21 protein-coding genes are annotated in these 23,638 nt (G+C 59.4%); 13 read left to right on the top strand and 8 right to left on the bottom strand.

Annotated features, from left to right (window positions below; translation table 11 throughout):
• Positions 1-107: 107 nt before the first annotated feature.
• The 4 genes from mnmC (at position 108) to JOE34_RS13135 (ending at position 6,520) form a co-directional block, all read left to right on the top strand.
• Positions 108-2,132 (top strand): bifunctional tRNA (5-methylaminomethyl-2-thiouridine)(34)-methyltransferase MnmD/FAD-dependent 5-carboxymethylaminomethyl-2-thiouridine(34) oxidoreductase MnmC, encoded by a 2,025-nt coding sequence (mnmC, locus tag JOE34_RS13150; protein WP_209995886.1) that lies wholly within the window; start codon positions 108-110, stop codon positions 2,130-2,132.
• 170 nt (positions 2,133-2,302) lie between these two features.
• Positions 2,303-2,971 (top strand): ABC transporter ATP-binding protein, encoded by a 669-nt coding sequence (locus JOE34_RS13145; RefSeq protein ID WP_004416701.1) that lies wholly within the window; start codon positions 2,303-2,305, stop codon positions 2,969-2,971.
• Positions 2,971-5,451 (top strand): ABC transporter permease, encoded by a 2,481-nt coding sequence (locus JOE34_RS13140; RefSeq protein WP_046719103.1) that lies wholly within the window; start codon positions 2,971-2,973, stop codon positions 5,449-5,451. Before JOE34_RS13145 ends, JOE34_RS13140 begins: the two co-directional genes overlap by 1 nt.
• A complete protein-coding gene (locus JOE34_RS13135) occupies positions 5,441-6,520 on the top strand; it encodes a lipocalin-like domain-containing protein (RefSeq protein ID WP_096113062.1) in 1,080 nt (359 codons plus the stop codon). Before JOE34_RS13140 ends, JOE34_RS13135 begins: the two co-directional genes overlap by 11 nt.
• Positions 6,521-6,545: 25 nt before the next feature.
• Here the strand turns inward: JOE34_RS13135 and JOE34_RS13130 are convergent, their stop codons facing one another.
• Positions 6,546-6,686, bottom strand: a complete 141-nt coding sequence (locus JOE34_RS13130; RefSeq protein WP_239959235.1) for a hypothetical protein — start codon at positions 6,684-6,686, stop codon at positions 6,546-6,548.
• 421 nt (positions 6,687-7,107) lie between these two features.
• Here JOE34_RS13130 and JOE34_RS13125 point away from each other — a divergent pair, with 421 nt between their 5' ends.
• The 4 genes from JOE34_RS13125 (at position 7,108) to JOE34_RS13110 (ending at position 12,203) form a co-directional block, all read left to right on the top strand.
• Complete coding sequence (locus JOE34_RS13125) at positions 7,108-8,880, top strand: N-acetylglutaminylglutamine amidotransferase (RefSeq protein WP_003402540.1); 1,773 nt, start codon at positions 7,108-7,110, stop codon at positions 8,878-8,880.
• Between the two features lie 3 nt (positions 8,881-8,883).
• Positions 8,884-10,632: an N-acetylglutaminylglutamine synthetase gene (ngg, locus tag JOE34_RS13120; protein WP_003418255.1), complete on the top strand. Its 1,749-nt coding sequence runs from the start codon at positions 8,884-8,886 to the stop codon at positions 10,630-10,632.
• A 79-nt stretch (positions 10,633-10,711) separates the two neighbouring features.
• A complete protein-coding gene (locus JOE34_RS13115) occupies positions 10,712-11,908 on the top strand; it encodes an osmoprotectant NAGGN system M42 family peptidase (protein ID WP_003314534.1) in 1,197 nt (398 codons plus the stop codon).
• 67 nt (positions 11,909-11,975) lie between these two features.
• Entirely contained in the window at positions 11,976-12,203 is a 228-nt protein-coding gene (locus tag JOE34_RS13110; protein WP_003314533.1) for a YheU family protein, read from the top strand.
• Positions 12,204-12,262: 59 nt separating this feature from the next.
• On the opposite strand, the gene csrA is transcribed toward JOE34_RS13110, so the two are convergent.
• The 4 genes from csrA to JOE34_RS13090 form a co-directional block, all read right to left on the bottom strand.
• Positions 12,263-12,457 carry a carbon storage regulator CsrA gene (gene csrA / locus JOE34_RS13105; protein WP_209995883.1) on the bottom strand — a complete coding sequence of 65 codons (195 nt, stop codon included), beginning with the start codon at positions 12,455-12,457 and terminating at the stop codon, positions 12,263-12,265.
• A gap of 170 nt (positions 12,458-12,627) precedes the next feature.
• The gene (locus JOE34_RS13100) at positions 12,628-12,960 is read right to left on the bottom strand and encodes a YnfA family protein (RefSeq protein ID WP_003393231.1); all 333 of its coding nucleotides are present in this window, start codon (positions 12,958-12,960) and stop codon (positions 12,628-12,630) included.
• Between the two features lie 104 nt (positions 12,961-13,064).
• Positions 13,065-13,880: an SDR family oxidoreductase gene (locus tag JOE34_RS13095; protein ID WP_003393233.1), complete on the bottom strand. Its 816-nt coding sequence runs from the start codon at positions 13,878-13,880 to the stop codon at positions 13,065-13,067.
• A gap of 102 nt (positions 13,881-13,982) precedes the next feature.
• Entirely contained in the window at positions 13,983-14,360 is a 378-nt protein-coding gene (locus tag JOE34_RS13090; RefSeq protein WP_209996862.1) for a DUF2784 domain-containing protein, read from the bottom strand.
• A gap of 316 nt (positions 14,361-14,676) precedes the next feature.
• Here JOE34_RS13090 and JOE34_RS13085 point away from each other — a divergent pair, with 316 nt between their 5' ends.
• On the top strand, positions 14,677-14,835 hold the full coding sequence (locus JOE34_RS13085) for a DUF3309 family protein (protein WP_002552554.1): 159 nt from the start codon (positions 14,677-14,679) through the stop codon (positions 14,833-14,835).
• A 118-nt stretch (positions 14,836-14,953) separates the two neighbouring features.
• Here JOE34_RS13085 and JOE34_RS13080 read toward each other — a convergent pair whose 3' ends face one another.
• The 3 genes from JOE34_RS13080 to JOE34_RS13070 form a co-directional block, all read right to left on the bottom strand.
• The gene (locus JOE34_RS13080) at positions 14,954-16,612 is read right to left on the bottom strand and encodes a cation acetate symporter (protein WP_010421599.1); all 1,659 of its coding nucleotides are present in this window, start codon (positions 16,610-16,612) and stop codon (positions 14,954-14,956) included.
• A complete protein-coding gene (locus tag JOE34_RS13075) occupies positions 16,609-16,920 on the bottom strand; it encodes a DUF485 domain-containing protein (protein WP_003314526.1) in 312 nt (103 codons plus the stop codon). The genes JOE34_RS13080 and JOE34_RS13075 overlap by 4 nt, the downstream gene beginning before the upstream one ends.
• 234 nt (positions 16,921-17,154) lie before the next feature.
• Positions 17,155-18,009 carry a glycine betaine ABC transporter substrate-binding protein gene (locus JOE34_RS13070; protein WP_003412711.1) on the bottom strand — a complete coding sequence of 285 codons (855 nt, stop codon included), beginning with the start codon at positions 18,007-18,009 and terminating at the stop codon, positions 17,155-17,157.
• A 1,179-nt stretch (positions 18,010-19,188) separates the two neighbouring features.
• On the opposite strand from JOE34_RS13070, the gene JOE34_RS13065 reads away from it, so the two are divergent.
• The 4 genes from JOE34_RS13065 to JOE34_RS13050 all read left to right on the top strand — a co-directional run bounded on the left by JOE34_RS13065 (position 19,189) and on the right by JOE34_RS13050 (position 23,422).
• Entirely contained in the window at positions 19,189-20,487 is a 1,299-nt protein-coding gene (locus JOE34_RS13065) for a lipoprotein (protein WP_003314524.1), read from the top strand.
• A complete protein-coding gene (locus JOE34_RS13060; protein ID WP_209995881.1) occupies positions 20,480-21,292 on the top strand; it encodes a VacJ family lipoprotein in 813 nt (270 codons plus the stop codon). Before JOE34_RS13065 ends, JOE34_RS13060 begins: the two co-directional genes overlap by 8 nt.
• Before the next feature lie 133 nt (positions 21,293-21,425).
• The gene (locus tag JOE34_RS13055; protein WP_010421587.1) at positions 21,426-22,016 is read left to right on the top strand and encodes a hypothetical protein; all 591 of its coding nucleotides are present in this window, start codon (positions 21,426-21,428) and stop codon (positions 22,014-22,016) included.
• Between the two features lie 203 nt (positions 22,017-22,219).
• The gene (locus tag JOE34_RS13050; protein ID WP_003314520.1) at positions 22,220-23,422 is read left to right on the top strand and encodes an MFS transporter; all 1,203 of its coding nucleotides are present in this window, start codon (positions 22,220-22,222) and stop codon (positions 23,420-23,422) included.
• Positions 23,423-23,638: the final 216 nt, after the last annotated feature.

Below are 23,638 nucleotides of genomic sequence, written 5' to 3'. Positions count from 1 at the left end.
GAGATTGTGACCATTGATTACAGGCATCGGTCAATCCGCACATCCTTGATAGCACTTTTCTCTGCGCAGACGGCTAAAATGCCGCCACTGCCTTCGCTGAGCCCGACATGACCATTACCCGCCACGCCCAGATCGACTGGGACGAACACGGCAACCCGCGTTCCCGTGATTTTTCCGACGTGTACTTTTCCACCGAGTCCGGTCTGGACGAAACGCGCCATGTGTTTCTGGTGCAGAACGACCTGCGCCGGCGCTTCACCGAATTGCCGGATGAAGCCCGGTTGATCATTGGTGAAACCGGCTTCGGCACCGGGCTGAATTTCCTTTGTGCCTGGCAGTTGTTCGACGAGTGCACGCCCGCCAATGCGCGCCTGCAGTTCGTCAGCGTCGAGAAATACCCGTTGAGCCACGCCGACCTGCAGCGTGCCCTTGCGTTGTGGCCCGAGCTGTCGCCGTTTGCGGGTCAATTGCTCGATCAGTATGTGGCTGTGCATGAAGGCTTTCAGCGTCTGGTGTTCGCGGGCGGCCGCGTGACGCTTACGCTACTGATCGGCGATGCGCTGCAGATGCTGCCGCAACTGGACGGGCAGGTGGACGCCTGGTTTCTCGACGGTTTTGCGCCAGCGAAAAACCCGGAAATGTGGACCCCCGAGCTGTTTGCCGAACTCGCGCGCCTGTCCACATCGAGCACCACGATAGGCACCTTCACCAGCACCGGCTGGGTGCGCCGCTCGCTGAATGCGGCAGGGTTCAAGATGAAGCGCGTACCGGGCATCGGCCACAAATGGGAAGTCCTGCGTGGCGCTTTTATCGCTTGGCCAGAGGACGTAGCGCTCCCCGCTGCTGCCAAGCCTTGGTTCGCCCGCCCCGCGCCGATTGGCGGCGAGCGTAAAGCGCTGGTGATTGGCGCGGGGCTGGCCGGCTGCGCCACGGCACAGAGTCTGGCGCAACGCGGTTGGCAGGTCAGCCTGCTGGAGCGCCACGCCGCACCGGCACAGGAAGCATCCGGCAACCCGCAGGGCGTGCTGTACCTGAAACTGTCGGCGCACGGTACGGCGCTGTCACAGTTGATCCTCAGCGGTTTCGGTCATACACGAAGACTGCTTGAGCGCTTGCAGCGGGGGGTCGACTGGGACGCTTGCGGGGTGCTGCAACTGACCTTCGACGACAAGGAAGCGCTGCGCCAGAAACAACTGGCCGATGCCTTCCCCGAATCACTCCTGCACCTGCTGGACCAGCCTGCGGCCGAAGCGCAGAGCGGCGTTGCGCTGAACAGTGGCGGGCTGTTTTACCCCGAAGGTGGCTGGGTTCATCCGCCTGCGTTGTGTCACGCACAGGCTGCGCACGCCAATATCAGCCTGATCACTCATCAACAGGCACTGGAGCTGAGACGTGTCGACGATCAGTGGCAGGTCTGGAGTGAGGAACAGTTGATCGACAGCGCTCCGGTCGTGGTGCTGGCCGGTGCAGCTGATATTCAGCAGTTTTCACAGAGCGCCGACTTGCCGCTCAAACGCATCCGCGGGCAGATCACCCGTTTGCCGCAGACTCAAGCCAGCACGGCATTGCGCAGCGTGGTGTGCGCCGAGGGTTATGTGGCTCCGGCGCGCCTGGGCGAACATACGCTGGGCGCCAGTTTCGATTTCAACAGCACTGATCTGACACCGAACCTGGCCGATCATCTGGACAATCTGGGGCTGTTGCGGGAAATTTCGGAAGACCTCACTTCACGCCTTGAGGCCGCCGCTTTGTCGCCCGAACAATTGCAGGGGCGCGCGGCGTTTCGCTGTACCAGCCCGGATTATCTGCCCATCGTCGGTCCGCTGGCCGACCGCAAGGCGTTCATGCAGGCCTATGCCGCACTGGGCAAGGATGCACGTCAGGTCCCGGACAGCGCCTGCCCGTGGCTGGACGGCCTGTACGTCAACAGCGGCCACGGTTCGCGCGGGCTGATCACCGCGCCGCTGTGTGGCGAACTGATCGCCGCCTGGCTCGACAACGAACCACTGCCTTTGCCACGTAGCGTGGCCGAGGCCTGTCACCCCAACCGGTTCGCGCTGCGCGGGCTGATTCGCGGCGGCGGGAAGTCGCCTGAAAAGCAGGACCAACGTGGAGCATCGCACGCTAGTTGAGATGATCGTTCCCTACGCTCCAGCGTGGGAATACAGCTCTCGACGCTCTGCGTCGCAAAGAAGACGCAAAGCGTCCTGAACGGCATGACGACGCAGAGCGTCGCACGATATTTCCTACGAGCACGCTCAGGCGCTACTCTTGAGCGTCTGTCAGAACGATTGGGTTGCTCATGCTGCAAGTGCGAAACGTATTCAAGCGCTACACCACGGCACAGGGACCGCTGGATGTCTTGCGTGGTGTCGATCTGCATCTGGCACAGGGCGAAAGCCTGGCGTTGATGGGTGAGTCCGGCAGTGGCAAGAGCACCTTGCTGCATCTGGTGGCGGGCCTGGATCAGGTCGACGATGGCAGCATCGAGGTCGCAGGCCAGCGTCTGGACCTGATGAACGAAAGCCAGTTGGCCAACTGGCGGCGTACCGAGATCGGTCTGGTGTTTCAGCAGTTCAACCTGATCGGCAGCCTGAAAATAGCCGACAACCTGGCGTTTCAGGCACGACTGGCCGGGCGCGTTGATGCAGCCTGGCAGGCGCATTTGATCGAGCGACTGGGCCTGGCCGCGCTGCTGGATCGCTATCCCGAACAACTCTCCGGCGGACAGCAGCAACGTGTAGCGATAGGCCGCGCCCTCGCCTCGCGACCCGGCCTGCTGCTGGCTGACGAACCCACCGGCAATCTCGACGAAGCCACCAGCGACGAGGTGCTGCAACTGCTGCTGGATATCCTCGCCGACAGCCCTACCAGTCTGCTGATGGTCACCCATAGCCCGCGCGTCGCGCAGCGGCTGTCGCGCAAAGTAGTGCTGCATCTGGGGCGTCTGGCTGACGAAGGCAAACGCTGATGCGGGTTTTCTATTGGACGCTGCGCGCCCTGCTGAGCCATTGGCGCCGTCATCCGGTGCAGTTTTTCAGTGTGCTGACCGGCTTGTGGCTGGCCACCGCGCTGCTCACAGGCGTGCAGGCGCTCAATAGCCAGGCGCGGGAAAGCTACCAGCGTGCCAGCCAGTTGATTGGCGGCGAGCCGCAGACCCGTATCACCGCCAGCAGCGGCGGGCTGTTCCCGCAAGCATTGTTTATCGAGCTGCGCCGCGAAGGCTGGCCCGTGTCGCCCATGCTGCAAGGCCGTATCGTGCTTAAAGGGCGTGAAGACCGTCGCCTGCAACTGATGGGTATCGAGCCGGTGACCTTGCCGCCCGGCTCGGCACTGGCCGGACAGACGTTGAACGCCGAACAGGTCGTGGACTTCCTCACACCGCCGGGCATGACCTGGATTGCGCCGCAGACCCTGCAAGCGCTGGGGCTTGAGGAAGGCCAGCAGCCGCTGACCGAAACCGGCGTCGCGCTGCCCCCCTTGCACGCCAAACCCGACATGGCGCCCGGTGTTTTGCTGACGGACATAGGCTTTGCGCAACCGTTGTTGGGCCAGCCAGGGCAGTTGTCCGGAATGCTGCTGGCCAAGGATTTTGCCCGGCAAAACCTTGCGCTACCGGCAGCCCTGAATGACCTGCTGGTGATCAAGAAAAGCGGCGAAGAAAACAATCTGGAGCGCCTCACCGAAAGCTTCCATCTGAATCTGAACGCACTCGGGGTACTGTCCTTCATCGTCGGCCTGTTCATTGTCCACGCCGCCATTGGCCTGGCCCTTGAACAGCGCCGTGGTCTGCTGCGCAACCTGCGTGCCTGTGGCGTCAGCGCACGTCTGTTGATAGCTGCGCTGGGCGTAGAACTTGGGGCACTGGCGCTGTTGGGCGGTATTTTTGGCGTGGTCAGCGGCTATCTGCTGGCCAGCCTGTTATTGCCGGATGTCGCGGCCAGCCTGCGCGGCTTGTATGGCGCAGAGGTCGCTGGCCAGTTGAACCTCAGTCTGTGGTGGTGGCTGAGCGGTATCGGCCTGAGTCTGCTTGGCGCGTTGCTGGCCGGTGCCAATAGCCTGTTGCGGGCTGCGCGCCTGCCGTTGCTGGCACTGGCCGATGCCCAGGCATGGCAGCAAGCCCATGCGCGGTGGCTGCAGCGCCAGGCTTGGGTGGCGGTGCTGGGCGCGGTGGTTGCCGTGAGCGCGCTGTTGTTCGGCACCAGTCTGATGCTGGGGTTTGTGATGATGTCCGCCCTGCTGCTCAGCGCCGCGCTGGCCCTGCCGGTTTTGCTGGACGCCATGCTTGGCGGCCTGTTGAAGCGCAGCCGCTCGGTGCTCGGGCAATGGTTTCTGGCGGATTGCCGTCAACAGTTGCCCGCCCTGAGCCTGGCGCTGATGGCCCTGTTGCTGGCGATGGCCGCGAACATCGGCGCAGGCAGCATGACGTCGGGCTTTCGCCAGACATTCAATAGTTGGCTGGAGCAACGCCTGACCGCTGAACTGTATGTCAGCCCGCAGAACCCCGAGCAGGCCGGGCCGCTGAACACCTGGCTGAGCCAGCAACAGGATGTCAGCGCCGTGCTGCCTAACTGGCAGGTGCCGGTGCAAGTCCAGGGTTGGCCTGCCGACCTGTTTGGCGTGATCGATCACGGCACCTATCGCCAGCACTGGGCATTGCTGGAATCCGTCGCTGGTGATCCGTGGAATGTTTTGCGCGATGAAGACACGGTGATGCTCAGCGAACAATTGGCACGCCGCCTGCAACTTGGGCTGGAAGATACGCTGAGCATCCCGGTGCCCACTGGCAAGTGGACCCCGCGCATCGTCGGGATCTATGCCGACTATGGCAACCCCAAGGGACATCTGCTGGTCAATGCCCGGCACCTGCTCGCCCACTGGCCGCAATCGATGCCGGTGCGTTTCAACCTGAGGGTCGATCAGGCGGCAATCCCGTCGCTGGTCACCCGGCTGCAAGCGCGTTTCAAGCTGGACGACAATCACATCATCGATCAGAGCCAGCTCAAGGGTTGGTCGAGCCAGGTCTTTGAACGTACGTTTGCCGCCACTGCCGCTCTCAACAGCCTGACACTGGGCGTTGCTGGCGTGGCGCTGTTCATCAGCCTGCTGACTCAAAGCCAGAGCCGCCTCGGGCAGCTCGCCCCATTATGGGCGCTGGGCGTCACGCGACGGCAACTGATGCTGCTCAACCTGGGACAGACCTGGCTGCTGGCGGTCCTGACACTGGTGCTCGCGCTGCCACTCGGGCTGCTGCTGGCCTGGTGCCTGGATGCGGTGATTAACGTTCGCGCCTTTGGCTGGCGCCTGCCGCTGCAGGTGTTCCCGCTGCAACTGCTGCAATTGATGGCGCTGGCGATGCTGGCGACTTTGCTGGCCTCGGCCTGGCCGCTGCTGAAGCTGTACCGCAGCCGTCCAGCGGATCTACTCAGGACATTCGCCAATGAACAGTAAATGGCTGATGCCGCTGGTCCTCGTCGGGCTGCTCGCTGCCTGCGACGACAAACCACAACCTGAAAGCGGATTCGCCGGACTGGGCAATACCGCCGACAGTTACGCGCAGGTGACGCCGGGCAAGGTGTTTTCATTCCCGCAAGACCATGGCCAGCATCCCGGCTTTCGTATCGAGTGGTGGTACATCACCGCCACCCTCAAGGATGACGCGGGCCAGCAGTTCGGCGTGCAGTGGACGTTGTTTCGCAATGCCCTGCGCCCCGGCCAACAGACTGGCAGCGGCTGGAATGACGGCACGATCTGGCTGGGCCATGCGGCGGCAACGTCGAGCAGCGGCCACTATGTAGCAGAGCGTTACGCACGCGGCGGTATCGGTCAGGCCGACGTGACCCTGGCCCCCTTCTCGGCATGGATCGATGACTGGGCCTTTACCAGCAGTGTTCACAGCGGTGATCCACTGACTGCCATGCAGCTAAAGGCCAGCGGCAAGGACTTTCGCTACGACCTGAACCTGACATCCAGCAAACCGCTGGTGCTGCAGGGCGAACAGGGCTACAGCCAGAAATCGGAGGCGGGCCAGGCGTCGTACTACTACAGCCAGCCCTTCTTCGACGCCAAAGGCAGCGTGGAAATACAGGGCAAGTCCTATCAGGTCACCGGCCACGCCTGGCTGGACCGGGAATGGAGCAGCCAGCCACTGACCGCCAACCAGAGCGGCTGGGACTGGTTTTCGCTGCAACTGGCAGACGGCGATCGCCTGATGCTGTATCGCATCCGTCACAAGAACGGCGCCCCCTACCTGACCGGTAACTGGATCAGCGCCGACGGCACCACCCGGATGCTGCACGCCAACGAAATCAGTCTGGAGCCATTGAAGGAAACCTTGATCGGCGAGCATAAAGTGCCCACCCGCTGGAGAGTCAGGGTCCCCGACCGAAACCTGGACATCACCACCGACGCGCTGAACCCGGCCGCCTGGATGGGCGTGAGTATTCCCTACTGGGAGGGGCCGGTGAAGTTCAGCGGGAGTCAGGAAGGTGTGGGGTATCTGGAGATGACCGGGTATTGAGCGGATCCTGTTGGCGGTTGCGCTTTCAATTCGAAACACCTGTTGGCGCTGCGAGAGCCAACACCATGTACATCGAAACGATCGCAGTGAGCACTCCGCAGAACAGAAGAACATTGCGAAGCGCTTCTTTTGCCAGCAGTTCGGCCAGAGCCAGCCACATATCCATATGATTTTTCTCATAAAAAATGGAGACCGATCGGGGCCTCCATTTGAAATTCCTGAACGGGTTTAAAAGCCTTCGTACTCTTCGCAAACCTGTGCAATGTGCTTGTTCATATCGATACCCCTTTATGTATGCCGAGTGAGTTGGCGTGCTTTCATAGGCCCCAAACTAGCGTGCTGCAAACATCACCGTCAATGAGCCGAATCCGCTTTACATGTCAGAAAAATCCGTCTTAAAGCGGGTGCGGTAAGCACGACAGCAAACCGAACCCAGTTAGCGCATCAATTCCAGAAGCACGTTGCCAACCAGCTGAAAACAAACGCTTATAACTTTTTGATCTAAAACTACCATGCCCTCACTGGGTCAGTTTCTGGGTGACTGCACTTTCTCAGTCACCTCCCCAACGGAAACCCGGTAAGGACTTATGTGCGGATTAGCAGGTGAATTACGTTTCGACCATCAACCAGCGGACCTAGCCGCTGTTGAACGCATTACCCATGAGCTGGCGCCTCGCGGCCCGGATGCGTGGGGGTTTCACAGCCAAGGGCCGGTTGCCCTTGGTCATCGTCGCCTGAAAATCATGGACCTGTCGGACGGCTCGGCGCAGCCGATGATCGACAGCAATCTGGGCCTGTCCTTGGCCTTCAACGGCGCGATCTACAACTTCCCTGAATTGCGTGCCGAGTTGGAAAGCCTTGGCTATCAGTTCCATTCCGGCGGTGACACCGAAGTGTTGCTCAAGGGCTATCACGCATGGGGCGCAGACATGCTGCCCAAGCTCAACGGCATGTTCGCCTTTGCCATCTGGGAACGTGACAGCAAGCAGCTGTTCATCGCCCGTGACCGCCTCGGCGTCAAGCCGTTGTACCTGTCGAAAACCGACAAGCGCCTGCGCTTCGCATCCTCGCTGCCTGCCCTGCTCAAAGGTGGTGACATTAGTGGGATGCTTGATCCGGTGGCGCTCAACCATTACCTCAACTTCCATGCGGTGGTGCCTGCGCCGCGCACCTTGCTGGCCGGCGTCGAAAAACTTCCGCCGGCCAGCTGGATGCGTATCGACGCCAGCGGCAAGGTCGAACAGAAAGTCTGGTGGACGCTGCCCTACGGCCCGCACGAAGACGAGAAAAACCTCACCCTCGAAGACTGGCGCGACCGCGTACTGGACAGTACGCGTGAAGCGGTAGCGATCCGTCAGCGTGCTGCAGTGGACGTCGGTGTGCTGCTGTCCGGCGGCGTCGACTCGAGCATGCTGGTAGGTCTGCTGCGTGAAGTGGGTGTCGAGGACCTGTCGACCTTCTCCATCGGCTTCCAGGATGCCGGCGGCGAGCGTGGCGACGAATTTCAGTATTCCGACCTGATCGCCAAGCATTACGGCACGCGCCATCACCAGTTGCGTATTCAGGAACGCGAGATCATCGAGCAGTTGCCTGCGGCGTTCCGCGCCATGAGCGAGCCGATGGTCAGCCACGACTGCATCGCCTTCTACCTGCTGTCGCGTGAAGTGTCGAAACACTGCAAGGTGGTACAGAGCGGCCAAGGCGCCGATGAACTGTTCGCCGGTTACCACTGGTACCCGCAAGTCGACGGCGCAAGCGATCCGGTTGCAGCCTACCGCGATGCATTTGTAGACCGCAGCTACGCAGAATACGCCGAGACTGTGCAGCCGAAGTGGCGCACTGCCAATGACGCCGCCGGTGATTTCGTTCGCGATCACTTTGCCCAGCCAGGCGCCAGCGCTGCCGTCGACAAGGCCTTGCGTCTGGACAGCACTGTGATGCTGGTCGATGACCCGGTCAAGCGTGTCGACAACATGACCATGGCCTGGGGCCTGGAAGCGCGAACGCCGTTCCTTGACTATCGCCTGGTCGAACTGTCGGCTCGCATTCCGGGTAAATTCAAGCTGCCCGACGGTGGCAAACAGGTGCTGAAAGAAGCTGCGCGCATGGTCATTCCTTCGGAAGTGATCGACCGCAAAAAAGGCTACTTCCCGGTGCCTGGCCTCAAACACTTGCAGGGCGACACGCTTAACTGGGTGCGCGAGTTGCTGACCGACTCCAGTCAGGACCGCGGCCTGTTCAACCCTGCGATGGTCGACAAGCTGCTGACCAACCCCGAGGGCCAGCTCACGCCATTGCGCGGCTCCAAGCTGTGGCAACTGGCAGCGCTGAACCTTTGGCTCAGCGAACAGGGACTGTGATCGATGAAACAGAACGCGACGACTTATAGCCAGCGCCTGTTGCGCGGCCAGTCGCCCTCGTACGAACGTCTGCAGGCACGACTCGCTGAAGACGGCAGCCAGATAGATGCAGACCCTCTGGCGCTGCACTGTGGCTGGGGACGTTTGCTGATCGGTCACACCTACCCTGATCCGGCAGCGCTGGCTCAGGACCTGCTCAACGAAAAACCCGGCGAGCGCGACATCGCGCTGTATGTGGCAGCGCCGCAACAGGTGTTGGCGCAATCGCCGCAGCAGTTGTTTCTCGACCCGTCGGACACGCTGCGTCTGTGGTTCAGCGATTACCGCCCGGCGCAGCGTGTGTTTCGCGGCTACCGTATCCGCCGTGCCCACAACGAGAACGACTGGCAGGCCATCAACAACCTGTATCTGGCGCGCGGCATGTTGCCCATCGACCCCGAGTTGCTGACCCCGCGCCACGAAGGTGGCCCGGTGTATTGGGTGGCCGAGGACGAAGGCAGCAAGACGATCATCGGCAGCGTCATGGGCCTCAATCATCAGAAGGCCTTCAATGACCCGGAGAAAGGCAGCAGCCTCTGGTGCCTGGCGGTTGATCCGCAATGCACGCGGCCGGGTGTCGGCGAAGTGTTGGTTCGGCATCTGATCGAGCACTTCATGAGTCGCGGCCTGAGCTACCTCGACCTGTCGGTGCTGCATGACAACGATCAGGCCAAGGCGCTGTACGCCAAATTGAATTTCCGCAACCTGCCGACCTTCGCCATCAAGCGCAAGAACGGTATCAACGAGTCGTTGTTTCTCGGCCCTGGCCCGCAGGCGGACTTCAATCCGTATGCGCGGATCATTGTCGAGGAAGCCCATCGGCGCGGCATTGACGTGCAGGTGGATGATGCGGATGCCGGGCTGTTCACCCTCAGCTACGGCGGTCGTCGTATACGCTGCCGCGAATCGTTGAGCGATCTGACCAGCGCGGTGAGCATGACCCTGTGTCAGGACAAGAGCCTGACCCATCGTGCCCTGAAGGCTGCCGGCCTGCGCCTGCCCGCGCAGCAAAGGGCGGGCAGCGCAGACGACAATCTGGCGTTTCTCGAAGCGCACGGGCAAATCGTGGTCAAGCCGCTGGACGGTGAACAAGGCCAGGGCGTAGCGGTTGATCTGCGCACCATTGACGATGTACAGAGTGCTATCGAGCAGGCCCGCCAGTTCGACACTCGCGTGATTCTGGAAAGCTTTCATGAAGGCCTGGACTTGCGCATCGTAGTGATCGGCTTTCAGGTCGTGGCTGCGGCGATACGCCGTCCGGCTGAAATCATCGGTGACGGCCGCCACACCATCAAACAGTTGATCGAAGCCCAAAGCCGACGCCGCGCCGCAGCAACGGATGGCGAAAGCCGTATTCCGATGGATCAGGAAACCGAGCGCACAGTGCGCGAGGCCGGTTTCGACTATGCCGATATTCTGCCGATGGATCAGCGCCTGGCCGTGCGTCGTGCTGCCAACCTGCACACCGGCGGCTGCCTGGAAGATGTAACGGCCATTCTGCACCCGGTGCTCAGCGACGCAGCGGTGCGTGCCGCGCGGGCGCTGGACATCCCGGTCGTCGGCCTGGACCTGATGGTGCCGGCCGCCGATCAGCCTGAATACGTGTTCATCGAAGCCAATGAACGCGTAGGGCTTGCCAATCACGAACCGCAACCCACCGCCGAACGTTTCGTCGATCTGTTGTTTCCGCACAGCCTGCCTGTGCATATCTGATCGCAGCTGCGGGCACGGCTGCAAGAGGCGCATCAGCCTTTGCAGCCCGTGGCTTGCAACTGTTCCATAAGGAGCATCCATGACCCCTGCAAATATCCCCGATCCGGATCTGAAATACCTGCAGAAAGTTCTGTTGGAAATGCTCGCGATCCCAAGCCCCACCGGCTTCACAGACACCATTGTGCGTTACGTGGCCGAGCGACTCGAAGAGCTCGGGATCCCGTTCGAACTGACCCGCCGCGGCACTATCCGCGCCACACTGAAGGGCAAGCAGAACAGCCCTGACCGGGCCGTATCGGCGCACCTGGACACCATTGGTGCCAGTGTTCGGGAAGTCAAAGACAACGGCCGCCTGGCGCTGGCTGCGGTCGGCTGCTGGTCGAGCCGCTTTGCCGAAGGCAGCCGGGTCAGCGTGTTCACCGACACCGGCGTGATCCGTGGCAGCGTTCTGCCGCTGATGGCTTCCGGTCACGCGTTCAACACCGCCGTGGACGAAATGCCGATCAGTTGGGACCACGTCGAGCTGCGCCTGGACGCCTATTGCACCACGCGCGCCGACTGCGAATCACTGGGCATCGGCATCGGTGACTTCGTGGCCTTCGACCCGCTGCCGGAGTTCACCGAGAGCGGACACATCAGTGCCCGTCACCTGGATGACAAGGCCGGTGTGGCAGCACTGCTCGCCGCCCTGAAGTCCATTGTCGAAAGCGGTGCCGAGCCGTTGATCGACTGCCACCCGCTGTTCACCATCACCGAAGAAACCGGGACGGGCGCAGCGGGTGTACTGCCTTGGGACGTGAGCGAGTTCGTCGGCATCGACATTGCACCGGTTGCGCCGGGTCAACATTCCAGCGAACACGCCGTCAGCGTGGCGATGCAGGACTCGGGCGGTCCTTACGACTACCACCTGTCCCGCCATCTGCTGCGGCTGGGCGTGGACAACGAGTTGCCGGTGCGCCGTGACCTGTTCCGCTATTACTACAGTGATGCGCACTCGGCCGTGACCTCGGGGCATGACATCCGCACCGCCCTGCTGGCCTTCGGCTGTGACGCGACGCATGGCTACGAGCGCACGCATATCGACAGTCTGGCAGCGCTGAGCAAGTTGCTGGGTGCCTACATCCTCAGCCCGCCGGTATTCGCCAGCGATGCCAAACCAGCGCAGAGCTCGCTGGAGCGCTTCAGCCATCAGATTGAGCACGATGCGCAGATGGAATCCGATACCCGCGTGCCACCCGTTGACAGCCTTATCGGGCAGAATCGCGAAGAGAGTTGAGGCCCTGTGAATTGCGGTGCACGGCACCGCAGTTCTATCATCGCCGCTCATCGACACGAGAACCGCCATGCTGATCCCCTACGACCAACTGGAACCTGACACCCTCACTCGCCTGATCGAGGACTTCGTCACCCGTGAGGGCACCGATAATGGCGACGAAACACCCCTGCAAACCCGGGTATTGCGCGTGCGTCATGCGTTGACCAAGGGTCAGGCGGTGATCTTTTTCGACCTTGAGAGCCAGCAGTGTCAGCTGATGCTCAAGCACGACGTGCCGAAGGAGTTTTTCGAATAGCCCCCTACAGGGCCTGCGTCAGGTCATTCACCTACGACATCGTTTGCTGACAACGCCGCTCACTGAAGCGGCGTTGTTACCTGTTGGGCAAGCGTCCTGGCAATTCGTTTGTAGACCTCGGCGCGGTGAACCTTGACGTCTTTCGGGGCATTGATCCCGAGCCTGACCTGATTGCCGTTGATCCCCAGGATCTGCACGGTGATGTCATCACCGATGGAAAACGTTTCGCCAATTTCCCGCGTCAGTACCAGCATTTTTCCCACCCTTGCGTTGCGCAAAAGAGGCAGGGTGCATGGCGAGACACGGCGCTTCAATGCACTGATGGCAAATCAGTAACGTCCTGCAACAGCACCGGAAAAGACTGAAGGAAACGTCTTACTTTCCGGCCAAATCCGTGGGAAATGTCGTTAGCGGCTGTGGTTAATCAAGCGGCGGACCAACGCGGCCCGAGCAGAATGATGGTCGCACCGATGACGCAGAAAGCCAGACCCAGCCAGTCCGTGCCCAACGGCCTGACCCGCTCGACCAGGCCCAGCCAGGCAATCGACGCGACAATGTAGATCCCGCCATACGCCGCGTAGGCTCGGCCCGCATAAGCCGCCTCCACACGTGTCAGCAACAGTGCAAACACCGTCAGGCTGACAAGTGCAGGAATCACCCACAGCGCGCTCTTGCCTTGCCGTAACCACAGCCAGAAGGCATAGCAACCGAATATCTCGAACAGGGCGGCAAGGAAGAACCACAGGTAATTGAGCATGAACGGTTCACAGATCAGGGCTGAAATATGCACGCAACCCTATCAGAAAACAGTGCGATCATGACCTTGATACCACCCAAGAGGACGCGGAGCGTCCGGGTCAGTCAGGCATGCCCCTTCTGCGCCTTGGCGCGCATCTTGGCGCACATGACGGTCATTTCGTCATACATCGCCTGTGGCTGCTTGCGTTTCATTTCCCAGGCCATGCGGCCTTCTTCGTGAGGCAGGATCATGAACTCGCCTTCGCCGACCTGCCTGAAGATGCAGTCGGCGATATCCCCGGCGGTGATCGGCGACTTCTCCAGCAACCTGCCGATCTGCGCCTTCATCGCGGGCGTGGGGCCGCGGAAGGAATCCAGCAGGTTGGTCTGAAAGAACGACGGGCAGACCACATGAACACCAATCCCCTGGTCATGCAACTCGACCAGCAGGCTCTCGGAAAGCGCGACGACCCCGGCCTTGGCGACGTTGTAATTGCTCATCGCCGGCGCCTGCATCAGCGCTGCCATCGAGGCGATGTTGATGATCCGGCCATTGCTGGCCAGCAGCATCGGCAGGAACGCCTTGCAGCCCTTGACCACCCCCATCAGATTGATCGCGATCTGCCAGTCCCAGTCCTCCAGCGACAACTCGTTGAAGAAGCCCCCGGAAGCCACCCCCGCATTGTTGACGATGACGTCGATGCCGCCAAAACGCTGTTCGCACGCTTGAGCAAACGCGGTGAGCTGGCTGTAATCGCGAACGTCGCAACGCTGTACGAAGCCGTCACCACCCGCTTCGCGTACCAGCGCAAGGGTCTCCTGCAAGCCGGCATCATTGATGTCCGAGAGTGCCAGCCGCCACCCTTCGCGTGCCCAGCGCAGTGCAATTTCACGACCCAGACCTGAGCCGGCGCCAGTAATCATGATGCGGTTTTGCATAGCGAGTGCCTTGTGATGTGCAGGAGTTGTCTGAGTGTAATCACACTAGAAGCACCACAAACCCACCATCAAGACGCTGAATGCCTGGAGCAAACCGCAGCCCTATGAACGCCTGGACCGGGCCACATAACGCAGCAGCAACAGGCCATACACCGACACGTTGAGCAGCACGACCATGCCACCCAGCCAAAGCTGCATGCCCGGCGTAAGCCCGGCCGGGTAAATCAGCGGGATCAGATAATGCTCAACGAAGCCCCCGGTATAGCCCTGCCCTCCAGCGTTGCTGCGCAGGGTGTTTTCCAGCGGTGTCAGCGGGCAATACAGGTGCAGAAACTCGACCGCTGTCCCCCAGGCCGCAGCAGGAACGTGCAGCAGTGCCAGCCAGTGCCTTCTCAATACCAGCAGTCCGCCGAACAGGACGAACACAATAAACAGTAGATGAAACATGACCACGGCATCCGCCGCCACTCGATAAACCATCATTGTGTCCTCTTGCGGGCCATGCCTCAGGTAGAAAGTTCGCATCGCGCTGAGACTTTCCAGGGTCTTTAGTTCAATTGTTTTTAAGACCGATTCAAACGCGCCAAGTCAAAAAAAGCCCCATTTATTGTCAGACAAAAATACGGTAAGCCTCTGACTTTCAATGATTTTAAAATGTGTAATAAATTATTTAAAATAGATCGAACCTTTCTCCAACGCCCAGAGTCCGATGAGTCAAGCAGGCCACTTCATACCGTTCGGTGTGACGTTTCAACTGCATCTGCTAATTAACATTAATGTAAAGAGGGAACTCACCATGGGCATCGGCACTATTCTTATCATCGTTCTGATTCTGCTGCTAGTTGGCGGTTTGCCAGTATTCCCGCACTCGCGCAGCTGGGGCTACGGTCCGTCGGGCATCATCGGTACGATCCTGGTGATCCTGCTGATTCTGGTGTTGCTCGGCAAGATATGACCTGCTGCTCCACGCAGCAGCGCATGTAGCCAATAAGAAACCCCGCTTTTTCAAGCGGGGTTTTTTATCGCCCATGAAAAAGCAGCCCGAAGGCTGCTTAGTTCATAACACTCATGCCTTAGTGTGAAACCGCACCACTGGCACCCAGCCCGGTCTGCGAGCGGACGAATTGCGGGTAGAACAGAGCGCGCTCGCCCTCCGCCGCTTTCGACTTGTCGGTGATGGAGAAGAACCAGATCCCTACGAAGGCAATGGCGATGGAAAACAACGCCGGGTATTCGTAAGGGAAAATGGCTTTCTCGTGATGCAGTATCTGCACCCAGATGGTCGGACCCAGCACCATCAGCACCACTGCGCTGATCAGGCCCATCCAGCCGCCAATCATGGCGCCACGGGTGGTCAGGTTTTTCCAGTACATGGAAAGCAGCAGGATCGGGAAGTTGCAGCTTGCCGCGACCGAGAACGCCAGGCCCACCATGAAGGCGATGTTCTGGCTTTCAAAGGCAATGCCCAGAAAGATCGCCACGACCGCCAAGGCGATGGTGGTGATTTTCGAGATACGGATCTCGTCCTTCTCGTTGGCTTTGCCTGCCTTGATGACGCTGGCATACAAGTCGTGAGAAACCGCCGAAGCACCCGCCAGGGTCAGACCGGCAACCACTGCCAGAATGGTGGCGAAGGCGACTGCCGAGATGAAGCCCAGGAACAGACTGCCTCCGACTGCATCGGCGAGGTGAATCGCCGCCATGTTGTTACCGCCCAGCAAGGCGCCTGCCGCATCCTTGAACGCCGGATTGGTGCTGACCAGCAGGATCGCGCCGAAACCGATGATGAAGGTCAGGATGTAGAAATAGCCGATAAAGCCGGTCGCGTAGAGCACCGACTTGCGGGCTTCCTTGGCATCGCTCACGGTGAAGAAGCGCATCAGGATGTGTGGCAGGCCGGCAGTACCGAACATCAGGGCCAGACCCAGCGAGAACGCAGAGATCGGGTCTTTCACCAGCCCGCCAGGGCTCATGATCGCTTCACCTTTGGGGTGAACCTTGATCGCTTCGGAGAACAGCATGTTGAAGTCGAAGTTGACGTGCTTCATGACCATCAGTGCCATGAACGACGCACCGGACAGCAACATCACCGCCTTGATGATCTGCACCCAGGTGGTGGCGAGCATGCCGCCGAACAGCACATAGAGACACATCAGAATACCGACCAGCACCACCGCAACGGCGTAGTCAAGACCGAACAGCAGCTGGATCAGTTTGCCGGCACCCACCATCTGCGCAATCAGGTAAAACGCCACCACCACCAGCGAGCCGCAGGCAGACAGGGTGCGAATTTCCTTTTGCTTGAGGCGGTACGAGGCCACGTCGGCAAAGGTATATTTACCCAGGTTGCGCAGGCGTTCGGCGATCAGGAACAGGATGATCGGCCAGCCCACCAGGAAGCCGATCGAGTAGATCAAGCCATCATAGCCGGAGGTGTAGACCAGTGCGGAAATCCCCAGAAAGGACGCTGCCGACATGTAGTCACCGGCAATCGCCAGACCGTTCTGGAAGCCGGTGATCTTGCCACCTGCCGAATAATAGTCCGACGCAGTCTTGTTCTTTTTCGATGCCCAGTAGGTGATGTACAGCGTGAAAGCGACGAAGACCACGAACATGACGATCGCGGCGACGTTCAGGGGTTGTTTCTGCACTGCACCCGTCAACGCGTCTGCCGCCCAGAGGGTCGGCGCGAAGGCTGCCAGGCCAAGTGCTGCTGATAGGCGCCGGATCATTGCTGAGCCTCCTTGAGGATCGCGTTGTTCAGGTCATCGAATTCACCGTTGGCACGGCGAACATAGATGGCGGTCAATATGAACGCGGAAAGGATCAGCCCTACGCCTATCGGCATTCCCCAGGTAATGGTCGAAGTGGGACTTAGTTTGGCCCCCAGAATATGGGGTCCGTAAGCAATCAAAAGAATAAAGGCCGCATACAGGCCAAGCATGATCGCCGAGAGAATCCAGGCGAAACGCTCTCTTTTGGAGACCAGCTCCTTGAAACGGGGGCTGTTTTGAATCGAGAGGTAAATGCTGTCGTTCATTGTTTTTGTCCTCGCAGCACAGATGAGATGTCACGTAATGCACTTTAGTCGGGTCCGGCGCGCACTCCAGACGACCTTAGTATTAGAACGACATTAGCTGTGGATACCTCTTCTCGCACGGTCTGAACCCACCGGCAGTCGGTCGCACGGAAAATACTCCGGGGCAGAAAAACAAAAGGCCGTCTGGCGATAACACCAGACGGCCTTGAGAAGGGCTATTCAGACACTTTGCGACTATTTGGCAGTCCATGCGGCGACGCGGTCCGGGTGCTTGGCGACCCAGTCCTTCGCTGCAGCTTCAGGTTTGGCACCGTCCTGAATCGCCAGCATCACCTCACCGATTTCATCCTTGGACGCCCACTGGAATTTTTTCAGGAAGGCCACGACTTCAGGAGCTTTCTTCTCCAGCCCCAGGCTGCCCACGTTGTCGACGGTTTCAGCCTCGCCGTAGACACCTTTCGGATCGTCCAGGAAACGCAGTTTCCACTTGGCGAACATCCAGTGCGGCACCCAGCCGGTGACGACGATGGACTTCTTCGCCTTTTCCGCGCGGGTCAGCTCGGCAATCATGCCTGCGCCGGAGCTCGCCTGCAGTTTATAGCCGTCCAGACCATAGTCCTTGATGGCCTGATCGGTCTTGAGCATCACGCCCGAGCCCGCATCGATGCCGGTGATCTTCTTGTTGAAGGAAGCATCGGTCTTCAGGTCTTCGATGGTTTTGGCCTTGACGTATTCAGGCACGATCAAGCCAATCTTGGCGTCCTTGAAGTTAGGCCCGTAGTTGACGACCTGATCCTTGTACTTGGCGTAGTACTCGCCATGCGTGCCCGGAAGCCACGCAGACAGCATCAGATCGAGCTTGTCGGTTGCCACCGCCTGCCACATGATCCCAGCGGCGACAGACTGCAACTTGACGTCATAACCAAGCTTTTGCTTGATCACTTCGGAGGCCACGAAGGTGGTCGCGACACTGTCGGACCAGCCTTCCACATAGCCGATGGTCAGGGTCTTGGTTTCGGCAATCGCCAGCGTGGAGCTGACCGCAAGTACCAGAGCGGCACCCGCCCCCAGTATTTTTCGCATCATCATTGTCGCTTCCCCGGAAGTCTGCACCGACGGTTGTCGGGGCATGGTTAACGTTGTTCTCCAGACCGCCCCCGCGCCCGACCTTGGGGCACGCGGCGCCTTGCACGTTTTTATCGCTGCCACGCGCAATCAAACGCACCGCAACGCCACCCTGATCATCGACCTGCACGACAGGCAGGCATGCTCTGTCTGCGACACTGGGGCAATGGGAAACGACAACAACGAGCCATCAACGACAACGCACAGCGAAAAACGCCTGAAGCTGGCCATTAGCGGCAGGGGCACACCTTTATGCCCAGAGGAGAACGCCCTCCCCCATACCATCGTCGTATAGACGACACCGACTTGCAGCGCACCACTCTGGCTCATGCTACGAAGGAAACACGATGTGTTACCGCAGCTTTACGATCACCACCGCGAACGGGTAACACGGAAACATTTTTTCCGGCTCTACGACCACGCGCCAACCATCAGAATTCACAAGCTACTGATTTAAAAGAGTTTTAAAAAACTGGCACGGGTCCTGCTATATCTCTGATACAACAAAAACAACAAATGATGCAGCAAACCAATAAAAACAATACGTAACGGCTCTGACACAACAAGAACAAAACGGACAGAGGCGCAGCTAACAGATTTTTTTGGAGTGGATCAGCTTTACAGGGACCTTTCAATGAAAGGCCTCGCGACCGGCCCGAGAACAATAAAACTACCGTCAGGTAGCTCCAGAACCGGTGGGATCACCCTGTTGTGCAGGCAGGTGATTAAAGCGAATCAGCGCTCAAAAAAATACGTTTGCTCTTGACCCCGTATGGGGGTCGCACAACAACGCTGTAGAGGGACTGGTCGCCAACAACAATAACAGGCCGCCCCATAACAATAAAAAGAGCACGTGAACCACATTGGAGGAGAGCTACGGCTCTCCTTTGTGCTTTACGCAAGCCGCAAATTTCGCCTCCAGGCCATGGCCTGCCAACCTTCACCAGCACTGCAAACGTCGAGCCGGGCCAGCAAATACGCTAGTCACGCAAAAATAAACCGCATATCTGCATTGCAAAATCCAAAGAACGTGTATTGTTCCGTCTTATTTACAGGGTTAACCGGTGGATGGGGCACTTTGGCACTACACCTTGGTCATAGCCTGCGTATCTCATCAGCACTTCTTTCCCAAGGGATTTAGTCATGCTCCGTTTTCTGCGCCTCGCCACTGTTATAGGTGGCTTGTGTTTAAGTGCGTCCGCTCTGGCAACCACCGTCGACTCCGCCACCTATGGCTACCCGCTGACTAATCCGTTTGAAGCGACCATTGCGACCACACCGCCCGCTCTGCGCCCCGACCTGCCTGACGATGAAGATATCGATCAGGATGTCTACACCCTGAACCTGCATCCCGAGCGCGAGTTCACCCTGCCCGACAACTTCTGGGCGGTGAAAAAGTTGCATTATCGCCTGGCCAAACAAGACCACGCTGCCCCGCTGATCTTCCTGATCGCCGGCACGGGCGCGCCGTATAACAGCACCATCAATGAATTCCTGAAAAAGCTCTATTACGGCGCGGGCTACCACGTCGTGCAGCTGTCTTCGCCCACCAGCTATGACTTCATGACCTCGGCCTCGCGCTTTGCGACTCCTGGCGTCTCCACCGACGACGCAGAAGACATTTATCGCGTGATGCAGGCCATTCGGGCTCAGCAGGCGCAACTGCCGGTAACCGACTATTACCTGACCGGTTACAGCCTTGGCGCACTGAATGCTGCATTCGTCAGCAAGCTGGACGAAACCCGTCGCAGCTTCAACTTCAAGAAGGTCCTGCTGCTCAACCCGCCGGTCAATCTCTACACCTCGATCAGCAACCTCGACAAACTGGTACAGACCAACGTCAAGGGCATCAACAACACCACCACGTTCTATGAACTGGTGCTGGCCAAGCTGACCCGCTACTTCCGCCAAAAAGGCTACATCGACCTCAATGATGCACTGCTGTTCGACTTCCAGCAGTCCAAGCAGCACCTGACCAATGAACAGATGGCGATGCTGATCGGTACCTCGTTCCGCTTCTCGTCGGCTGACATCGCGTTCACCTCCGACCTGATCAACCGTCGCGGTCTGATTACGCCACCGAAATTCCCGATCACCGAAGGCACCAGCCTGACGCCGTTCCTCAAGCGCGCCCTGCAGTGCGACTTCGATTGCTACCTGACCGAACAGGTCATCCCGATGTGGCGTGCACGCACCGACGGCGGTAGCCTGCTGCAACTGGTCGACCAGGTCAGCCTCTACGCCCTGAAGGACTACCTGCACAGCAACACCAAGATTGCCGTCATGCACAACGCCGACGACGTGATCCTGGGTTCGGGTGACCTCGGCTTCCTGCGCAAGACCTTTGGCGATCGCCTGACCGTTTACCCGTACGGCGGGCATTGCGGCAACCTTAATTACCGCGTCAACACCGACGCCATGCTGGAGTTTTTCCGTGGCTAAACGTCTTTTACTTCTTGCCGCTCTGCTCTGTGCCGGCACAGTCCAGGCCGCTGACGCGGATACCAGCAACAAGGCTCAGCACCCGGCCACTGTGGCCCGTCAGACCGATGCTGATGGTTTCACTCAGCCGCTGAAGTCGCTGCAATTCAACCCGGGGCTGGATCAGCGTGAGTTCGAGCGCGCCTCCATCAACGCACTGGAAGTCTATGATCCGCTGGAATCCTGGAACCGCCGGGTCTACCACTTCAACTACCGTTTCGATGAATGGGTATTCCTGCCGGTGGTGGACGGCTACCGCTACATCACTCCTGGCTTCGTACGCAGCGGTGTGAGCAACTTTTTCAGCAACCTGGGTGACGTCTCCAACCTGTTGAACAGCCTGCTGCAGTTCAAGGGCGAGCGCTCGCTGGACACCACTGGCCGTCTGCTGCTCAACACCACCATCGGCATCGCCGGTCTGTGGGACCCGGCGACCATAATGGGCCTGCCGCGCCAGAGCGAAGACTTCGGCCAGACCCTGGGCTTCTACGGCGTGCCTTCAGGACCTTATCTGGTGTTGCCATTGTTCGGCCCATCGAACCTGCGTGACACTGGCGGCATGCTGTTCGACTACACGGCTGAAAACCAGATCAACTTCCTCAACGTGGCTGAAGTCAGCAGCGACCATCCGGAAATCACCGTGTTGCGTGCCGTTGACCGCCGTTACGTCACCAGCTTCCGTTACGGTCAGCTCAACTCGCCGTTCGAGTATGAAAAAGTGCGCTACGTCTATACCGAGTCGCGCAAGCTGCAGATCGCCGAATAAGCATAACGCGGCAAAACGACGGCCAGCCGGAGTGATCGGGCTGGTCGTTTTTTTATGGGCACTTTTACCTGTCTGGTCAATCACATGCCTCAGGGCAAACGCCTCCGTCATTAACAGACAAAAAGGAATTTCCATGCGCTTTTTCGGTTTCAAGGCAATGGCTGTATGTGTCGCACTGGCAGCATGTCAGAGCATGGTCAGCGTTCAGGCTGCCACCAAACCGCAGGCCGCTGCGCCCGCCGCTGCCGCAGTGCAAAACGCTTCGCTGCTGGGCGGCAAACTGGCCTTCACCATTCCTGCGGGCTACGTACAGGGCGAGATGCCCGAGATTGATGCAAAAGCCAAGGCTCAGGGTGTGACCGGGTCGCTCTACACCAATGCGGCCGAAAAGCGCGTGCTGATCGTTACCGAAACGCCTATGCCAATGGGCGTGCAGGCCAACGATAACGACGGCGCAGTACTTGACGGGCTGGTCACCGGCATCCTTGCCCAGCAGAGTACCGGCTACAAGGACTTCAAAAAGCTGGGTGACAAGAAGATCGTCAAGAAGAATGGTCTTGGTGTGCGCCAACTGGATACCTCGGCAACCATGAGCGACGCTCAGGTGCTGAGCACATCGATCATCGCTGCATCGGGTACCCGCGCAGCCGTGCTGAACGTGGTCTCCAATGCAAAAAATCCGAAAGAGCACGCCGCGCTGGTGAAGACTGTCATCGGCCAATGATCTGCGGACCGGTCAGCCGCTCCGATGCGACTTGATCCGCGCGAAACACCTCGCATAATCACTCGCCCAGGGTCTGGACCTTGGGCAGGGTGCCTACGAATCCTTATTAGTGAATTCCAGTCCACAACAAAGGGAAAACTTGGCAAAGATAGAAGCTCATTTCTGCAATAAGCTGGCGGACTTATTTTTAATGGGTCTGCACTATGCCTTCTCTGGAAACCACTGCCTCCGGCGCCCGTAGCGAAAGCTCGACCGGCGCCGGCTTGTCCATCGCGATTCTGGCCCTGGCCGGCTTCGTGATCGTCACCACTGAATTTCTCATCATCGGTCTGTTGCCTTCAATGGCCCGTGATCTGGGGATCTCCATCTCTACCGCCGGCTTGCTGGTAACGCTGTTCGCCTTCACGGTGATGCTCTTTGGCCCACCGCTGACAGCCATGCTCTCGCACCTTGACCGCAAGCGCACGTTCATCGTCATTCTGCTGATCTTCGCCGCCGCCAACGCACTGGCGGCGGTGTCGAGCAATATCTGGGTGCTGGCGCTGGCGCGGTTCATTCCGGCACTGGCCTTGCCGGTGTTCTGGGGCACCGCCAGTGAAACGGCAAGCCTGCTGGCCGGACCGAAGCGCGCTGGCAAGGCCGTTGCGCAGGTCTACCTCGGCATCTCGGCTGCCATGCTGTTCGGTATCCCGCTGGGTACAGTATTTGCCGATGCCGTGGGCTGGCGCGGGGCATTCTGGGCGCTGACGCTGCTGTCAGCGTTAATGGCTCTGTTGCTGGCACTGTCGATGCCGCGTATCGAACCTACCGCAAAAGTCGGCCTCGCCGAGCAGGCAAAAATTCTCCGGGATCCGTTCTTCCTCGCCAACCTGCTGCTGTCCATCCTGCTGTTCACGGCCATGTTCGGTGCCTACACCTACCTGGCTGACACGCTGGAACGCATCGCGGGCATCGAATCGGCTCAAGTGGGTTGGTGGTTGATGGGCTTCGGCGCGGTCGGCCTGATCGGCAATGCCCTGGGTGGACGTTATGTGGACCGCAGCCCGCTCGGCTCGACCATGGCCTTTGCGCTGTTGCTCGCGCTGGGCATGACCGCAAGCGTACCGGCCGCAGGCTCCATGCCGTTGCTGGCCGTGGTACTGGTGATTTGGGGCATCGCGCATACGGCGTTGTTTCCGATCTGCCAGATCAGGGTGATGAAAGCCGCGCCTCAGGCCCAGGCACTGGCCGGGACCTTGAATGTCTCGGCCGCCAATGCCGGGATCGGTCTGGGATCGATCATCGGAGGCCTTACCATCGAGCACCTGGGGCTGGGTGCCGTAGGGTATGTCGCCGCTGTTGTTGCGCTGCTGTCCATTGCCGTTGCATGGATGACCAGCACGCAGCAAAACAAGGCAACGTTGTAATCGCCTGACCGTCGCTTGACTGAACTCGCAGGGCGGTGTGTCTGCCAACAACCAGACACCCTGCCCCGGTTATTCACGGTGTATTAAATTGTATGTTTCGTCATATTTTTGAACAGGTTTTAGTACTGTTTATGTCATTTAATTGACTTTTAAACAGCCAGTTTCATCAATATGTAATTATTTGACACCCCTCGGCAAAATACTCTTCCCTTGCCA

Origin of the sequence: Pseudomonas sp. PvP028 (assembly GCF_017832255.1) — a bacterium.
In the GTDB taxonomy this organism is placed as follows: Bacteria; Pseudomonadota; Gammaproteobacteria; order Pseudomonadales; family Pseudomonadaceae; genus Aquipseudomonas; species Aquipseudomonas syringae.
The sequence above is the reverse complement of the archived record's forward strand: the minus strand, read 5'-3'. Positions and strand labels throughout refer to the sequence as shown.

Excerpts from the sequence above, each read along its gene's own strand:
- mnmC (WP_209995886.1), top strand. The coding sequence starts at position 108 with ATGACCATTACCCGCCACGCCCAGATCGACTGGGACGAACACGGCAAC.
- JOE34_RS13145 (WP_004416701.1), top strand. The coding sequence starts at position 2,303 with ATGCTGCAAGTGCGAAACGTATTCAAGCGCTACACCACGGCACAGGGA.
- JOE34_RS13140 (WP_046719103.1), top strand. The coding sequence starts at position 2,971 with ATGCGGGTTTTCTATTGGACGCTGCGCGCCCTGCTGAGCCATTGGCGC.
- JOE34_RS13135 (WP_096113062.1), top strand. The coding sequence starts at position 5,441 with ATGAACAGTAAATGGCTGATGCCGCTGGTCCTCGTCGGGCTGCTCGCT.
- JOE34_RS13130 (WP_239959235.1), bottom strand. The coding sequence starts at position 6,686 with ATGGATATGTGGCTGGCTCTGGCCGAACTGCTGGCAAAAGAAGCGCTT.
- JOE34_RS13125 (WP_003402540.1), top strand. The coding sequence starts at position 7,108 with ATGTGCGGATTAGCAGGTGAATTACGTTTCGACCATCAACCAGCGGAC.
- ngg (WP_003418255.1), top strand. The coding sequence starts at position 8,884 with ATGAAACAGAACGCGACGACTTATAGCCAGCGCCTGTTGCGCGGCCAG.
- JOE34_RS13115 (WP_003314534.1), top strand. The coding sequence starts at position 10,712 with ATGACCCCTGCAAATATCCCCGATCCGGATCTGAAATACCTGCAGAAA.
- JOE34_RS13110 (WP_003314533.1), top strand. The coding sequence starts at position 11,976 with ATGCTGATCCCCTACGACCAACTGGAACCTGACACCCTCACTCGCCTG.
- csrA (WP_209995883.1), bottom strand. The coding sequence starts at position 12,457 with ATGCTGGTACTGACGCGGGAAATTGGCGAAACGTTTTCCATCGGTGAT.
- JOE34_RS13100 (WP_003393231.1), bottom strand. The coding sequence starts at position 12,960 with ATGCTCAATTACCTGTGGTTCTTCCTTGCCGCCCTGTTCGAGATATTC.
- JOE34_RS13095 (WP_003393233.1), bottom strand. The coding sequence starts at position 13,880 with ATGCAAAACCGCATCATGATTACTGGCGCCGGCTCAGGTCTGGGTCGT.
- JOE34_RS13090 (WP_209996862.1), bottom strand. The coding sequence starts at position 14,360 with ATGGTTTATCGAGTGGCGGCGGATGCCGTGGTCATGTTTCATCTACTG.
- JOE34_RS13085 (WP_002552554.1), top strand. The coding sequence starts at position 14,677 with ATGGGCATCGGCACTATTCTTATCATCGTTCTGATTCTGCTGCTAGTT.
- JOE34_RS13080 (WP_010421599.1), bottom strand. The coding sequence starts at position 16,612 with ATGATCCGGCGCCTATCAGCAGCACTTGGCCTGGCAGCCTTCGCGCCG.
- JOE34_RS13075 (WP_003314526.1), bottom strand. The coding sequence starts at position 16,920 with ATGAACGACAGCATTTACCTCTCGATTCAAAACAGCCCCCGTTTCAAG.
- JOE34_RS13070 (WP_003412711.1), bottom strand. The coding sequence starts at position 18,009 with ATGATGATGCGAAAAATACTGGGGGCGGGTGCCGCTCTGGTACTTGCG.
- JOE34_RS13065 (WP_003314524.1), top strand. The coding sequence starts at position 19,189 with ATGCTCCGTTTTCTGCGCCTCGCCACTGTTATAGGTGGCTTGTGTTTA.
- JOE34_RS13055 (WP_010421587.1), top strand. The coding sequence starts at position 21,426 with ATGCGCTTTTTCGGTTTCAAGGCAATGGCTGTATGTGTCGCACTGGCA.
- JOE34_RS13050 (WP_003314520.1), top strand. The coding sequence starts at position 22,220 with ATGCCTTCTCTGGAAACCACTGCCTCCGGCGCCCGTAGCGAAAGCTCG.